Annotated in this window: 11 protein-coding genes; 4 read left to right on the forward strand and 7 right to left on the reverse strand. The window is 73.2% G+C overall.

What is annotated here, in order from left to right; genetic code table 11:
* Positions 1 to 3: 3 nt before the first annotated feature.
* Positions 4 to 630 carry an MBL fold metallo-hydrolase gene (locus GA0070620_RS17850; protein WP_091592391.1) on the reverse strand — a complete coding sequence of 209 codons (627 nt, stop codon included), beginning with the start codon at positions 628 to 630 and terminating at the stop codon, positions 4 to 6.
* Positions 631 to 746: 116 nt separating this feature from the next.
* Here GA0070620_RS17850 and GA0070620_RS17855 point away from each other — a divergent pair, with 116 nt between their 5' ends.
* A complete protein-coding gene (locus tag GA0070620_RS17855) occupies positions 747 to 1,712 on the forward strand; it encodes a DUF4349 domain-containing protein (protein WP_091592393.1) in 966 nt (321 codons plus the stop codon).
* Here GA0070620_RS17855 and GA0070620_RS17860 read toward each other — a convergent pair.
* Positions 1,669 to 2,928, reverse strand: coding sequence for an amidohydrolase (locus GA0070620_RS17860; protein WP_091592395.1), 1,260 nt, complete (start codon positions 2,926 to 2,928; stop codon positions 1,669 to 1,671). The genes GA0070620_RS17855 and GA0070620_RS17860 overlap by 44 nt on opposite strands.
* 661 nt (positions 2,929 to 3,589) lie before the next feature.
* A complete protein-coding gene (locus tag GA0070620_RS17865) occupies positions 3,590 to 5,173 on the reverse strand; it encodes an acyl-CoA mutase large subunit family protein (RefSeq protein WP_091592397.1) in 1,584 nt (527 codons plus the stop codon).
* Positions 5,174 to 5,378: 205 nt separating this feature from the next.
* On the opposite strand from GA0070620_RS17865, the gene GA0070620_RS17870 reads away from it, so the two are divergent.
* Positions 5,379 to 7,439, forward strand: a complete 2,061-nt coding sequence (locus GA0070620_RS17870) for a protein kinase domain-containing protein (protein WP_091592399.1) — start codon at positions 5,379 to 5,381, stop codon at positions 7,437 to 7,439.
* Positions 7,440 to 7,488: 49 nt separating this feature from the next.
* Positions 7,489 to 9,156: a phospho-sugar mutase gene (locus GA0070620_RS17875; protein ID WP_091592401.1), complete on the forward strand. Its 1,668-nt coding sequence runs from the start codon at positions 7,489 to 7,491 to the stop codon at positions 9,154 to 9,156.
* 135 nt (positions 9,157 to 9,291) lie between these two features.
* Here the strand turns inward: GA0070620_RS17875 and GA0070620_RS17880 are convergent, their stop codons facing one another.
* From GA0070620_RS17880 to upp, 4 genes are all read right to left on the reverse strand, one after another.
* On the reverse strand, positions 9,292 to 9,972 hold the full coding sequence (locus tag GA0070620_RS17880) for a GOLPH3/VPS74 family protein (protein ID WP_091592402.1): 681 nt from the start codon (positions 9,970 to 9,972) through the stop codon (positions 9,292 to 9,294).
* An 88-nt stretch (positions 9,973 to 10,060) separates the two neighbouring features.
* Complete coding sequence (locus tag GA0070620_RS17885; protein WP_091592404.1) at positions 10,061 to 11,104, reverse strand: CU044_5270 family protein; 1,044 nt, start codon at positions 11,102 to 11,104, stop codon at positions 10,061 to 10,063.
* Positions 11,105 to 11,114: 10 nt separating this feature from the next.
* Positions 11,115 to 11,654, reverse strand: a complete 540-nt coding sequence (locus GA0070620_RS17890) for an RNA polymerase sigma factor (RefSeq protein WP_091592406.1) — start codon at positions 11,652 to 11,654, stop codon at positions 11,115 to 11,117.
* A 204-nt stretch (positions 11,655 to 11,858) separates the two neighbouring features.
* Positions 11,859 to 12,491: a uracil phosphoribosyltransferase gene (gene upp / locus GA0070620_RS17895; protein WP_091592408.1), complete on the reverse strand. Its 633-nt coding sequence runs from the start codon at positions 12,489 to 12,491 to the stop codon at positions 11,859 to 11,861.
* Positions 12,492 to 12,636: 145 nt separating this feature from the next.
* On the opposite strand from upp, the gene deoC reads away from it, so the two are divergent.
* The gene (deoC, locus tag GA0070620_RS17900) at positions 12,637 to 13,596 is read left to right on the forward strand and encodes a deoxyribose-phosphate aldolase (protein WP_091592410.1); all 960 of its coding nucleotides are present in this window, start codon (positions 12,637 to 12,639) and stop codon (positions 13,594 to 13,596) included.
* Positions 13,597 to 13,601: the final 5 nt, after the last annotated feature.

Genomic DNA, 13,601 nt, shown 5'->3' on the forward strand with positions numbered 1-13,601 from the left:
GCGTCAGGCGTCCAGCCGGGTGCCGGGCTCCAGCCGCCGGTAGTCGGTGTGCGACAGCGCCGTGTACTGCCGGTCGAGCACGGCGTACCCCCTGTCGTTGAGCAGCGCGTCGTGCAGCGCGTACGCGCGGCGCGGCGCGACCGCCCGGATGAAGTCGACCACCTCGGAGAACTTGTTCCAGGGTGCGTGGATGGGTGCGAAGAGCGTGTCGACCGGCACGTCCGGCACGACCAGCGAGTCCCCCGGGTGGTAGACCACGTCGTTGATCAGGAACCCGAGGTTCTCGACCACCGGGATGTCCGGGTGGATCACCGCATGCCGCCCGCCGTACGCCCGGACGGCCACTCCGGCCGCGGTGAACGACTCGCCGGCCTGCACCGGCACCAGCGTCTCCGCGGCGTCGCCCAGCGCGGCCGAGAGGGAGGCCGGCCCGTGCACGGTGAAGGGCCGCCGGTCGAGCTGGCGGGTGATCGCGTCGAGGTTCAGGTGGTCGGGGTGCTCATGGGTGATCAGCACCGCGTCCGCCCCGTCCAGCGCCACCGGGTCGCTGAACACGCCGGGGTCGATGACCAACACTCCCCCGTCGTGGTCTACCCGGACGCAGGAGTGGGCGTACTTGGTGAGCTGCATCGCTACTCCTCGATACATCGAATCGTGACGTCCTCAGCGCAGTCTGCCGGAACCGGCGGGGTGGCGCGCCGCGTCCGAGGTATCGCCCCGCCGGGGGCGGACAGAAGGAGGCGGCAATGGACGGACGGAGAGCGCGGCGCCGCCGCGTACCGCTGGCGGCTCTGGGGCTGGTGGCGGTGCTCGCGGCGGGCGGCTGCGGTGGGAGTGACGGGCAGTCGGATTCCGCGGGTTCGCAGGAGGCGCCGGCGGTCGGCGCGGCGGACCGGGGGGTGGCCGACGGTGGCGCGAACGCGGCGGAGGGCCGGGCGCCGGACGCCGACGCGCCGGCCGGGGCGGGTTCGGGCGCGGCGGACCTGCGGGTCGACCAGCGGTCGATCGTCTACAGCGGAACGATGCTGGTGCGGGTGGACGATGTGGACGAGGCCGCCCGCCGAGCGGTCACGGCGGTCACCGGGGCGGGCGGCTTCGTCGGCGGCGACCAGCGCAGCGACTCCGCCGCGGACGCGCGCGCCGAGTTGCAGCTGCGGGTGCCGGCGGCCCGGTTCACCGGGGTGATCGACGAGCTGGCCGGTCTGGGCCACCAGGAGCGTCGGGAGATCCGCACGGAGGACGTCACCGAGGAGACCGTCGACCTGGACGCGCGGATCGTCACCCAGCGTGCTCGCGTCGACAGCGCCCGGCGGCTGCTCGCCCGGGCGGCCACGATCGGCGACCTGATCTCGCTGGAGAGCGAGTTGGCGAAGCGGGAGGCGGACCTGGCATCGCTGGAGGCGAAGAAGCGGCGGCTGGCCGACCTGACCGCGCTCTCCACGATCACGCTCACCCTGGTCGGGCCGGACGCGACCACCGCGGCGGAGAAGGAGACGGATCTGGGCTTCCTGGCCGGGCTGCGCGGCGGCTGGGACGTCTTCCTGGTGTCGATGACCGTCGTGCTGACCGTGCTGGGCGCGGTGCTTCCGTGGCTGCTCGTGTTCGGCGTACCGCTGGCGGTGCTGCTCGTGGTGCTGCGGCGGCGGCGCCGGCGGACGGCGCCGCCGGTCAGCGCGCCGCCGCCAGTGCCCGCAGCGCGGTCTGCACCATGACCCGTACGCCGACCGGGATCGCCCGCTCGTCCACGTCGAACGAGGCGCGGTGCAGGTCGACGTTGGGGCCGGCGCGGCCCACGCCGAGGCGGGCGAGCGCGCCGGGGACGTACTCCAGGTACCAGGAGAAGTCCTCGCCGCCCATGCTCTGCGGGGTCTCGGCGACACCCTCGGGGCCGAGCGCGGCGGTGGTGGCCGCGGTGAGCACCTGGATGGCCCGCCCGTCGTTGCTGACCGGCGGGCGGCCCCGCAGGTATTCGAGGTCCACGGTCGCGCCGGTCGGGGCGATGACGTCGCGCACCACCTGGCCGACGATCTTCGGGGCCAGTTCCCAGGTGTCGCGGTCCATGACCCGCAGGGTGCCGGCGGCGCAGGCCTCGGTGGGGATGACGTTGTAGCGGGTGCCGGCCGAGGCGTGGCCGAACACCAGCAGCAGCCCGCTGTTGGCCGGCACCCGGCGGCTGACCAGCGCGGGCACCTCGGTGACCAGCCGGCCGAGCGCGTCGACCAGGTCGACCGTGAGGTGCGGACGGGCGGTGTGCCCGCCGGGCCCGGTCAGGCGGACGGTGACGTTGTCGGCGGCGGCGGTGATCGGGCCGACCCGCAGGCCGATCCGGCCGACCGGCAGGTTGGGGTCGCAGTGCAGCGCGAAGATCTGCACCACGTCGTCCAGGCCGCCGGCCTCGATGACCTCCAGCGAGCCGCAGGGCAGGATCTCCTCGGCGGGCTGGAAGATCAGCCGGACCCGGCCGTCCAGCTCACCCAGGTCGGCGAGCTGGGCGAGCAGCATGGCAACGCCGAGCATGATCGAGGTGTGCACGTCGTGGCCGCAGGCGTGGCAGACGCCGTCGACCGTGGAGCGGTACGGCACGTCCTTGACGTCGGTCAGCGGCAGCGCGTCGATGTCGGCGCGCAGGGCGACCACGGGACCGTCGGGGCGGCCGTTGATGTCACAGAGCACGCCGTTGCCCTTGGGCAACATCCGCGGGTGGAGCCCGGCGAGGGTCAGTTCCCGGGCGATCAGCTCGGCGGTGGCGAACTCGGTGCCGGAGAGCTCCGGGTGGGCGTGGATGTGACGGCGCGTGGCGATGAGCCCCGGTACCCGGAGGGCGAGGAGGTGGTCCAACTCGAACGGCAGCGGTTGGGACCCGGTGGGCGCCTCGGTCCAGGACGACGCCAGCTGGCTGCCACTCGGCAGCGTCAACGCACTCGTCACGTCGAATTCTCGATCACTAGGAATGGATGGATCTTCGGGAACAGCAGACAGCCTAGACCTCCGCCGGTGACGCTGCGCAACCTCGTTACGGTAGTGATCGGACCGCGTAGCGTCACGAATGCCCTGCTGAGAGCGCTCGGAGATCAGTGGGACAGCAGGTAGATCCCGGTCGAAGGCCGTCATCCGCCGTCTCACCTCCTACAACGCGTAACCGATTCGGGGGTCACGAATTATCGCGCGTCCGCCGGGCCCTTCGTTGCGAATTGTCGCATTAGTCGGTCTGATGAACCGGCACTCCGGCAATAACCGACCACTCTCCGCAACCAACCGGGTACAGACGCTCACACGCACGGGTGTGGAAGGACCGCACACGGTGTCCGTTCCGGTTCACCCGGTCGGGGTACCCGCAAACATCGGGGGCACACGCGGCGGCGGTCGGGGCCACGCCGCCCCGGCGACCGATCCCGGTGCCGGCAACGCCGCCCGGCACCCTCCGGAAGGTCGGACCAGCTCCGCGTCGGCCGGGGGAACTGCTTCGAGAGTAGCGCTCCGCCGAGCCCTCCTACGAGCCGCTGACCAGCGGAAACACGACAGCCACCCGAGGTCGGGCGGCTGTCGGCGCAGGCGGGGTGGCGGACCGGCATCCGGTCCGCCACCCCGATCAGAAGCGGTCGCTCGGCCGGTAGACGCCCCAGACCTCGCGGAGCGTGCCGCAGACCTCGCCGACCGTGGCCCGGGCGCGCAGCGCCTCCCGCATCGGATAGAGCACGTTCCCGGTGCCCGAGGCGGCCTCGCGCAGCTCGGCCAGGGCACGCTCGACCGCCCCGGCGTCCCGGCCGCGCCGCAGCTCGGCCAGCCGCTGCCCCTGCGCCGCCTCGATCGCCGGGTCGACCCGCAGCGGCTCGTACGGCTCCTCCTCGTCGACCCGGAAGCGGTTCAGCCCGACCACGACCCGCTCGCCCGAGTCGATCTCCTGGGCGATCCGGTACGCGGACTGCTCGATCTCCCGCTTCTGGAACCCGGCCTCGATCGCGTCCACCGCCGACCCGTGGTCGAAGACCCGGTCCATCAGCTCGGTGGCCGCCGCCTCCAGCTCGGCCGTCATCGCCTCGACCACGTACGAGCCGGCGAACGGGTCCACCGTCGCGGTCAGGTCCGTCTCGTACGCGAGCACCTGCTGCGTACGCAGCGCAAGCCGGGCCGCCTTCTCGGTGGGCAGCGCGATCGCCTCGTCGAAGCTGTTGGTGTGCAGCGACTGCGTGCCCCCGAGCACCGCGCCGAGGCCCTGCACGGCAACCCGCACCAGGTTCACCTCGGGCTGCTGCGCGGTGAGCTGCACACCCGCGGTCTGGGTGTGGAAGCGCAGCATCATCGACTTCGGGTTCTTCGCGCCGAAGTCGTCGCGCATGAGCCGGGCCCAGATGCGCCGGGCCGCGCGGAACTTGGCGACCTCCTCCAGCAGCGTCGTACGGGCCACGAAGAAGAAGGACAGCCGGGGCGCGAAGTCGTCCACGGCGAGGCCCGCGGCGAGCGCCGCGCGGACGTACTCCACCCCGTTGGCCAGGGTGAACGCGATCTCCTGCGCGGGCGACGCCCCGGCCTCGGCCATATGGTAGCCGGAGATGGAGATGGTATTCCACTTCGGCACCTCCGCCCGGCAGTAGCCGAACGTGTCGGCGACCAGCCGCAGCGAGGGCTTCGGCGGGAAGATGTACGTCCCCCGGGCGATGTACTCCTTCAGGATGTCGTTCTGGATCGTGCCGTTCAGCGCCGACCCGGGCACGCCGTTCTCCTCGGCGACCAGTTGGTAGAGCAGGAGCAGCACCGAGCCGGGCGCGTTGATCGTCATCGAGGTGGAGACCTTGTCCAGCGGGATGCCGTCGAAGAGCAGCCGCATGTCCTCGATGGAGTCGATCGCCACCCCGACCTTGCCCACCTCGCCGTGCGCGATCGGGTCGTCGGAGTCGTAGCCCATCTGGGTCGGCAGGTCGAAGGCGACCGAGAGGCCCATCGTGCCGGCCCGCAGCAACTGGTGGTAGCGGGCGTTGGACTCGGTGGCGGTGCCGAAGCCGGCGTACTGGCGCATGGTCCACGGGCGGGACGTGTACATGGTGGGGTAGACCCCACGGGTGTACGGGAACTCGCCCGGCCCGCCCAGCCGGGAGTCCAGGTCGGCCGGGAGATCAGCCGCCGTGTAGACACCCTTGATCGGGAAACCCGACTCGCTTAACCGCCGTTCACTCATCACCGGATGGTAGGACGCGCCGCGACACGGGCGGGTGAGGGATACCGCACACTGCGTTCGCACAGGTCGACGAGAGGTGAACGGCCGGGTACGGACAGTGGAGTTGGATAAACGTCCGACGCGTCGGCTTTCGCATCGGGCGTCTGAACCAGCAAGATAGGGAGGTTGTGTCCCAGCCCCCTCGATCTCCCCCGGTGGCTTTTCTGTGACTCAGATCCCGACCTGGAGCGGTGGACCCGTAAGTCCCCCCAACGGGCGCGCGGTACCCGGCACCACCATCGGTGGTCGCTACTCGTTGCGCTCGGCCGTCGGCCACGGCGGCATGGGTACCGTCTGGCGCGCGGCGGACACACTGCTGCGCCGGGACGTGGCGGTCAAGGAGGTCGTCCTCCCGCCGGGGCTCGCACCCAGCGACCGTGACGCGATGTACGAACGGACCCTGCGCGAGGCCCGGGCCGCCGCCGCGATCCAGCACCCGGCCGTGGTGCAGGTCTACGACGTCGTCACCGAGGGTGGCCGGCCGTGGATCGTCATGGAGATGCTGGACGCCCGCAGCCTCGCCGACATGGTGATCGAGGACGGGCCGGTCGCGCCGCGCGCGGTCGCCAAGATCGGCATCGCCCTGCTCGGGGCGCTGGAGGTGGCGCACGCCATCGGCGTCCTGCACCGAGACGTCAAACCGGCCAACGTGCTGATCTGCTCCGACGGCCGCTGCGTGCTGACCGACTTCGGGGTGGCCCGGATGCCCACCGACGTGCAGCTCACCACACCCGGCATGGTGCTCGGCTCGCCCCACTTCATCTCCCCCGAGCGGGCCATGGGCCAGGAGTTCGGCCCGCCGAGCGACCTCTTCTCGCTCGGCGTGACGCTCTACACGGCGGTCGAGGGGCGACCCCCGTTCGACAAGGGCGACCCCATCGAGACCATGCACGCCGTGGTCGAGGACCCGCCCGCCCCGCCGCAGCGCAGCGGCGCGCTGACCCGGGTGCTGATGGGCCTCCTGGAGAAGGACCCGGCCCGCCGGCTGGACGTGCACACCTCGCGGGCCATGCTGCGTGAGCTGCTCGCCGGGCCACTCGGCAGCACGGCGACCGCCGTGCACTCGGTGACCGACCCCTACGCGGTGGTGCCGGTGCAGCGGCCGGTCACCCCGCCACCGCCGCCGGCCCAGCCCGAGCCGAAGCCCAGCGGGCAGATCGGCGGTCGCGCCATGCTCGCCCCCGGCGAGTCGCTGACCGACCGGCTGGCCGAGCTGCGCCGGGGGCAACGACCGCAGCCCGCCGACACCGGCACCGCCGCGCTCGACGAGACCAGCGCGGACGCCCTCGCCGGGCCGCTGCACACGCCGACCGGCGCCATGTCCGCCCCGGGCCGCACCTACGGCGGCGCCGACGCCACCCAGCGGGTGGACGCGGGCGGGCAGCCGGACGCCACCCAGCGGGTCCCCTGGGGTGCCACCCCCGACGCCACCCAGGCCGTCCCCTACCCCGGCGCACCCGGCTCGGCCGACGCGACGCAGCGGGTCGGCGGCACCTACGGCGGCGGCCAGTGGTCGGTGCCGGGCACCGGGCAGCCGTGGGCGACCCCGGCGGGCGGCGCGGGCGGCGCGGGCGGCAACGGTGTCCTCGACCGGGCCCGCGGGGCCGGCAACACGCTCGTCCGCACGGTCAAGGGCTGGCCGCGCAAGGTCCAGCTCGCCGCGGCCGGCGGCCTCGCCGTGGTGCTGCTGATCGGGGTGTTCGCCCTGACCAGCGGCGGTGACGACGAGCCGCCCGCCGCGCCGCAGGCCCAGCCGACGGCCACCGCGCCGGCCGGGCCCGGCATCGAGATGCAGGAACACGCGGCCCGTGGCGTGCAGGTCATGGTGCCGAAGGGCTGGGAGAAGGCGACCGGCGGCAGCTACACCGACTACATCGACCCGGAGGACAGCGGCCGGAAGGTGCGCATCATCACCGAGCCGTTCGGCGGCTCCTCCATGCGCTGGGCCGAGGTCGCCGAGAACGGGCTGAAGACCCGGTCGAAGACGTGCGTCAAGCCGTACGAGCAGATCGCCCTCGCCGAGCAGCCGCTGGCCGGCCAGACGGCGGCCGAGCTGGAATACACCTGCGGCGAGGGTGACGCGAAGCGGCACGGCGTGTGGCGCGGCGTGGTGAGCGACGGCAAGGCCTACTCGTTCTACCTCAGCTCGACCGACGGCCGGTTCGCCGACAGCAAGCCGATCTTCGACGAGATGGTGCGGACCTTCAAGCTCACCGCCGCCGGCTGAGCCGGGAGGGAACCGTCAGCGGTGATCCGCCGGCGTGCTATCAAGAGGCATGCCGGCGGAAACCACTGACATCGACGACCTTCGCGAGCAAGCCCGACGCTGGCTCGACGACGACCCGGACCCGGCCGCCCGCGCCGAACTGCAGGCGGTGCTCGACCGGTTGCCGGCGAGCGGCCCGGAGCTGGCCGACCGGTTCGCCGGCCCGCTGACCTTCGGCACCGCCGGGCTGCGCGGCCCCCTGCGCGCCGGCCCCAACGGGATGAACCTCGCCGTCGTCACCCAGGCGGCCGCCGGGCTGGTCGCCTGGCTCGGCGCCCAGGGCGGCAGCGGTCCGCTGGTCATCGGGTACGACGCCCGCTACGGCTCGCGCGAGTTCGCCGAACGCACCGCCCAGGTCGTCACCGGGGCGGGACGGGTCGCGCTGCTGCTGCCCCGGCCGCTGCCCACGCCGGTCCTCGCGTACGCCGTCCGGCACCTGGACGCGGTCGCCGGCGTGATGGTCACCGCCAGCCACAACCCGCCCCAGGACAACGGCTACAAGGTCTACCTCGGGGCGGCGCTCGGCGGTGAACCGGGCGCGGGCGCGCAGATCGTGCCGCCCGCCGACGCCGGCATCGAGGCCGCCATCCGGGCGGTCGGCCCGCTGGCCGAGGTGCCGCTCGGCCCGCCCGGTCAGGTGCTCGGCGACGACCTGGTGGCGTCCTACGTCGAACAGGCCACCGCGGTGATCGCGGCGGACGGGCCCCGGGACCTCTCCGTGGCGTACACCCCGCTGCACGGCGTGGGGGCGGCGGTCCTCACCGCCGCCTTCGCCCGGGCCGGCTTCCCGGTGCCCGGCGTGGTGCCGGACCAGGCCGAACCGGACCCGGCCTTCCCCACCGTCTCCTTCCCCAACCCGGAGGAACCCGGCGCGGTGGACCGGCTGGTCGCCCTCGCCGACTCCACCGGGGCCGACCTCGCCATCGCCAACGACCCGGACGCGGACCGCTGCGCGGTGGTGGTGCGGGACGCGGCGGCCGGCTGGCGGATGCTGCGCGGCGACGAGGTGGGTGTGCTCCTCGCCGACCACCTGATGCGACGGGGCGTGACCGGCCGCTATGCCACCACCATCGTGTCGTCGTCGCTGCTGCGGGCGATGTGCGCCGCCCGTGGTCTGCCCTACGGCGAGACGCTGACCGGGTTCAAGTGGATCGTCCGGGCCGGCGACGGGTCGGTGCCGCTGGTCTTCGGGTACGAGGAGGCGCTCGGCTACTGCGTCGCCCCGGACCTGGTGCGGGACAAGGACGGCATCACCGCTGCGCTGACCGTGGCCGAGCTGGCCGCCGGGCTCAAGACGCAGGGGCGCACCCTCACCGACCGGCTCGACGAGCTGGCCGCCGAGTTCGGCGTCCACCACACCGACCAGCTCTCGGTGCGGGTCGACGACCTGCGGCTGATCGCCGACGCGATGGCCCGGATCCGGGCGGCCACCCCGACCAGCCTGCTCGGGCACCCGGTCACCGCGACCGAGGACCTGCTCCCCGAGTCGGACGTGGTGATCCTGCGCACCGAGACGGCCCGGGTGGTGATCCGTCCGTCCGGCACCGAGCCGAAGCTCAAGGCGTACCTGGAGGTGGTGGAACCGGTCACCGGCGGCGACGTGGCCGGGGCCCGCGCCCGCGCCACCGAGTCCGTGACCCGCCTCCGCACCGAGATCGCCACCGCCCTGGCCCTCTAACCCCTCCCCTCCCCGGGCCTCCCCGGGATTTCGCGGTGATCAAGAGGTTTGCGTCATGCACGGCCCGATTCCTGACGCAAAGCTCTTGATCACCGCGGCGGACCGGCGGGGGCGAGGGCGACGGCGGGCGGGGGGTCAGGCGCGGCGGGGGCCCAGGGCGGCGTCCACCGCTTCGGCCAGGGCGGCTACCACCAGGCCCACCGAAGGGCGGACCACCGAGTCGTCGAGGCTGACCTCGCCGGAGAAACCGGCGCCGCTGGCGATCTCGGCCAGCCGGCGGCGGGCGTCCTCGGCCGCCTCACCGCTCACGCCGAGCGAGGACTCCATCCGCAGCACCGCGACCAGCGTCGCCAGCGCGGCCGTCCGCTCGTCGGGGGCGGTGCCGGTGGTCAGCGCGTCGGCGAGCCGGCGGCGGGTGTCCGCCTCCACGGAGGTGTCCACCACCGGGTAGCGGTGGACGTGGATGAACCCCAACTCCGTCTCGTCGACGTCCCGGACGACGCCCTGGCTGCACAGGTCACCGAGGATCCGGTCGCGCAGGCCGTGCCGCAGCCGCTGCACCCAGGAGGACGGCGTGTGCGGGATGTCCTCGGCGATCCGGGCCAGGACCGCGTCGGCGACCGGCTCGCCCGTGGGCGCGGGGTCCACGGCCGCCAGGTTCCCCCCGTCGTACGCGATCCGCCCGGCCAGCGCCAGCTCGATCAACACCGCCGCGGCCATCCCGAGGTCGAGGCTGATCCGCGGCATGGTCGCCTTGCCGGTCTCGTCGTCGTACGCGAGCAGCAGCAGTTCTTCGGCGAGCGCAACACCAGTCATGGCCCGGACGGTAGCCGCTCCGCGCACGGGCGCGCACCACTCCGCGCCGGTCGGTCGCGCGTAGCCGGCTGTTCGCCCGCGTCGCCCCTCACCCGAGCGTGTCGGTGCGGCCGGTGTCGCGCAACAGCCCGTAGTAGAGGACCCGGCGCTGCGGCGCCAGCTCGACGTACTCGTGGGCGAGCAACGCTCCCGTGGACGGGTCGAAGACCAGCAACATCTGCGCCTTCTGCGGATTCTGCGGCCGGTCCGCCGGCGGGGTGAGGTCGGCGGTGACGGCCAGCCCCGGGCGACCGGCCCGGTCGACCACCCGTCCGCGCCACACGAAACCGGGCTTCGCGGCCAGGACGGTCAGGATGTCCGCGCGCGTCCCGCGTGGCACCAGCAGCCGGGCGTACGTGTCGTAGACCGCCCTCGCCACCTCGCCGGCCCGCAGGTCGGTGCGGAGCTGGCGCGCGAGTTCCGCCCGGTCGGTGGGCAACCGCGGATTGTCCGGATCACGCGGCTCCTCGACCGGGCCCCCTTGCGCGGACGGCCGGCCGGGGCTCGGGTCCACGACGCGCGGCAGGTGCTTCGTCCAGTAGTCCCGGGACGCCTCGTCGGGGTACTCCACGTCCAGGGTCCGCCGCTCCGACCAGCGACGGCCGTCGTCCGTCACCCAGCTACGGCGTTCCTCCACGTAACTGGCCACATGGCCCTCGGGCGACTCCTGAACGACGCCACCCCACGACGTGACGCGGTGGTACGCGTACCGGCCCCGCGCCCGGTCGTACGGCGCGTCCACGATGCGCGCGGCGAGTGCCCGCAGGTGCGGCGCGGCCGGCTCGGTGTCCGTGGCGATCTCGTACGCCACCGGTTCGAGGACGGTCCCGTCGACCGGTGTGGGCGTGGGTGGCGTCCGGTCCCGCAGGGCCGACGCCAGGCCGGCGGAGGCGAGCACGGTCATCGTCGCGGCGGCACCGGCGACCAGGGTGCGGCGGTTCACGCGTCGGTGGGACGGCACCGGCGAGGACGGGATCGTGCTCTCCGCGCGGAGGATCACGTCGTGCGCGGTGAGCGGCGGCGGCGCCACGACGGTGTTCCGCGCGGGGTCGGTCGGGCCCAGGAGGTCCCGGACCTGCTGCTGGAGTTTCATGCTGTTCCTCTCAGACATGGGCGGACGCCGGCCGGGAGTCGTGGACCGGGGCGGAGGCGGCCAGGGCGGACCGGAGTCGACGTCGGGCTCGGAACAGCCGCACCGCCGCGGCCGACCGGCTGCAACCCAGGACGACGGCGGCGTCCCCGACGCTGAGGTCCTCCCAGCCGACCAGCCGGAGGATCTCCTGGTCGACCTCCGGTAGCGCGCGGAGCGCGCGACGCAGGTCGAGGATCGGCGCCAGCGCGTCCGGATCGACGAGCCGAGCCGGCACCTGGTCAGCCTCGGCCAGCGGAAGCAGCGTCGGCAGGCCGCGCCCGTGCCGCCACCGGTTCGCCACGCAGTGCCGGGCCACGGTGTAGAGCCACGGAAGCGCGCGTTCGGGCACCTCACTGCGCCGACGCCACGCGACGACGAACACGTCCTGCGCGAGTTCGGCAGCCGCGTCGGCGTCGGAAAGCCGGCGCAGGCCGTACCGGACGATGTCCGGGTAGTGCGTGGCGTAGAGCCTGGTGAACCAGTCTTCGCCCCGCTCACCCACGGGTTTCATCAGATCGCTCTCCCGACCGCCGTCGTTGCCTGGACAACTTCTATGTGTCGCCGGTGGGGCGGATCGTTACCGGTCGGTGGAGGGACACCGGGACGGCCCGGCCGCCGGTATGGCGACGGCCCGTCGACCGGTGGGGTCGGCGGGCCGTGGTGGCAGCCGTGCGGGCGGTCCGCCGCGTCACGCGACGGCCGGCCGGGGCGGGGGTCAGAAGCGGGGCATGCCGCCGAACTGACGGTCGCCGGCGTCGCCGAGGCCCGGCACGATGAACATCTGGTCGTTCAGGCGCTCGTCAACGGAGGCGGTGACCAGGCGCAGTGGCAGACCGGAGCGCTCCAGCCGCTCGATGCCGACGGGCGCGGCCAGCACGCAGAGCACGGTGATCTCGGTGCAGCCCCGGTCGGCGAGCAGCCGGCAGCAGTGCTCCAGCGAGCCGCCGGTGGCGAGCATCGGGTCGAGCACCAGCACCGGACGGCCGGTCAGGTCACGGGGCAGCGACTCCATGTAGGCGCGCGGCTCGAAGGTCTTCTCGTCCCGGGCGAGGCCGACGAAACCCATCGAGGACTCCGGCAGCAGGCCCAGCGCGGCGTCGGCCATGCCCAGGCCCGCGCGCAGCACCGGCACCAGCAGTGGCGGGTTGGCCAGGCGGGTGCCCTCGGTGCCGGTGACCGGGGTCTGGACCGGGAAACGCTCGACGGGGAAGGAACGTGCCGCCTCGTACACCAGCATGGTGGTCAGCTCGTGCAGGGCCGCTCGGAACGAGGAGGAGTCGGTGCGCTCGTCCCGCATGGCGGTCAGCCGGGACTGGGCCAGCGGGTGGTCAATGACGTGTACGTCCACGGTCGCTCAACCTACCGAACGGTTGCGTGTTCGTGTGCGGCTGCGGTCGAGGAGGCGACCCCGCTCACCCGGAGCGGGCGCGACGACGCCGTCGGGCCGCACGTGACCAAGATCACTATCCGGTTGGATGCGTAGACTTTCCGGCATGACGGCGACAACGACGTCGGCCCGGTCGGACCTCTCCGAGCTGGGACGATCCGAGACCGCTCTGCGGACCTTCCTGCATGGCCTGCCGGGCGTGGACCAGGTCGGCGCGGAGCAGCGGGCGGCGCAGCTCGGCACCCGCAGCATCAAGACCACGGCGAAGGCGCAGGCGATCGACCTGGCCATCCGCATGGTCGACCTCACCACCCTGGAGGGCGCGGACACGCCGGGCAAGGTCCGGGCGCTGGCCGCCAAGGCGCTGCGCCCCGACCCGGCCGACCCCTCCTGCCCGCACGTGGGCGCCGTCTGCGTCTACCCGGCGATGGTCCCGTACGTGGCCGAGGTGCTGCGCGGTTCCGGCGTCCACCTGGCCAGCGTGGCGACCGCCTTCCCGTCCGGGCAGGCGCCGCTGGAGGTCAAGCTCGCCGACACCCGGGCGGCCGTCGAGGCCGGCGCCGACGAGATCGACATGGTGATCAACCGGGGTGCGTTCCTGGCCGGCCGCTACCAGGAGGTGTACGACGAGATCGTCGCCACCAAGGAGGCCTGCGGGGACGCCCATCTCAAGGTGATCCTGGAGACCGGCGAGCTGGCGACGTACGACAACGTGCGCCGCGCGTCCTGGCTGGCCATGCTGGCCGGCGGCGACTTCATCAAGACGTCCACCGGCAAGGTCCCGGTGGCCGCCACCCCGCCGGTGACCCTGGTGATGCTGGAGGCGGTCCGCGACTTCCGCGCCGCCACCGGCCGTCAGGTGGGCGTGAAGCCGGCCGGCGGCATCAAGACCACCAAGGACGCGATCAAGTACCTGGTGATGGTCAACGAGACGGTCGGCCCGGACTGGCTGGACCCGGACTGGTTCCGCTTCGGCGCGTCCAGCCTCCTCAACGACCTGCTCATGCAGCGCACCAAGCTGACGACCGGCGTCTACGCCGGCCCCGACTACTTCACCCTGGACTGAGCGCG

Origin of the sequence: Micromonospora krabiensis (assembly GCF_900091425.1) — a bacterium.
Taxonomy (GTDB): Bacteria; Actinomycetota; Actinomycetes; order Mycobacteriales; family Micromonosporaceae; genus Micromonospora; species Micromonospora krabiensis.

Excerpts from the sequence above, each read along its gene's own strand:
- GA0070620_RS17850 (WP_091592391.1), bottom strand. The coding sequence starts at position 630 with ATGCAGCTCACCAAGTACGCCCACTCCTGCGTCCGGGTAGACCACGAC.
- GA0070620_RS17855 (WP_091592393.1), top strand. The coding sequence starts at position 747 with ATGGACGGACGGAGAGCGCGGCGCCGCCGCGTACCGCTGGCGGCTCTG.
- GA0070620_RS17865 (WP_091592397.1), bottom strand. The coding sequence starts at position 5,173 with ATGAGTGAACGGCGGTTAAGCGAGTCGGGTTTCCCGATCAAGGGTGTC.
- GA0070620_RS17875 (WP_091592401.1), top strand. The coding sequence starts at position 7,489 with ATGCCGGCGGAAACCACTGACATCGACGACCTTCGCGAGCAAGCCCGA.
- GA0070620_RS17880 (WP_091592402.1), bottom strand. The coding sequence starts at position 9,972 with ATGACTGGTGTTGCGCTCGCCGAAGAACTGCTGCTGCTCGCGTACGAC.
- GA0070620_RS17885 (WP_091592404.1), bottom strand. The coding sequence starts at position 11,104 with ATGAAACTCCAGCAGCAGGTCCGGGACCTCCTGGGCCCGACCGACCCC.
- GA0070620_RS17890 (WP_091592406.1), bottom strand. The coding sequence starts at position 11,654 with ATGAAACCCGTGGGTGAGCGGGGCGAAGACTGGTTCACCAGGCTCTAC.
- deoC (WP_091592410.1), top strand. The coding sequence starts at position 12,637 with ATGACGGCGACAACGACGTCGGCCCGGTCGGACCTCTCCGAGCTGGGA.